1 protein-coding gene is annotated in these 977 nt (G+C 68.4%); it reads right to left on the bottom strand.

The window, feature by feature from the left end:
• Positions 1-977, bottom strand: a 977-nt coding sequence (locus tag AC0VX0_RS12340) for a transposase (protein WP_475452200.1), incomplete at both ends; no start/stop codon positions are given.

Here is a 977-nt window from a genome sequence, read left to right as displayed (position 1 = left end):
GGTGACGTCGCGTGGGTCGTACCGGACACTCACGGTGCTACCGACGAACGGCGCGAGAGTGGCCGCGGTGTAGCGGAGGCCCTCGAAGTGGATGCCATCGCGCTGCACGACCCGCGTCGTGGGGACGGTGAGCAGGAACCCGTCGAGCTGTTCAAGGGACTCCGGGAGCCGTGGCAGCCACCCGTCTGCAATCCACGCGTGCAGTGGGCTCGTCCGGAGCTCGCGGTGGGTGCGGGCGTTGTAGCTGCGGATGAACGTGCTGATGGCACTGTCGACGCCGCCGAGATCCAGCGCCGGCGTCGGCGCCGAGGATCCGGCTGCGAAATGGCCGGGGAGCGTTGGGAGCAGTTCGGTGTTGATCGTGCCGAAGAACCGCTCGATCTTCCCGCGCCCCTGGGGCCGGGCGACCTGCGAGTGGATGATGCGGAGGTGCAGCACAGCGGCGGTGTCGCCGAGACGATGGCTGGTGAAGTCGGACCCGTGGTCCGTGTAGAGCACGTCCGGGATCCCGCAGACGGGCCAGTCCGGTTCCGGCTTGTGCCAGATCGCTTGGCGCAGCGCGAGCGCGGTGTTCGCCGCTGACGGGGCACCGAGGAACACCATGTACCCGCAGATCGCGCGGGAGTAGTCGTCGAGGATCACCGTCAACCACGGCCGTGCGGGCTTGCCGTTGGGCCCGACGATGAGCAGGTCAAGCATCGTGTGGTCCGCCTGCCAGATCGCGTTCGGGCGGTCCGCGCGACGTCGGAGCAGCAGCTCGTGTTTGTCACGGTATGACGCTGGCCCCTCGAGTGCGAGCGTCACCATTCCGGGATCGAGCCCGTTCACGATCGACCGCACGGCGGAGTACGACGGCGACGGCAGTCCCCGTTCAGCGCAGTGGACGCCAACCTGACGGTGAATGGTGGCGATCGACGGCCGCGGCTTGGTGAGCGCAAGCCCTTCGACCAGGCGGACGAGTTCCGGTGCTGTGCGTC

The sequence above is a fragment of the Micrococcus sp. iso_26 genome (assembly GCF_056172975.1).
Note: the sequence above shows the minus strand (reverse complement) of the source record. Positions and strands in the feature narration are given on the sequence as shown.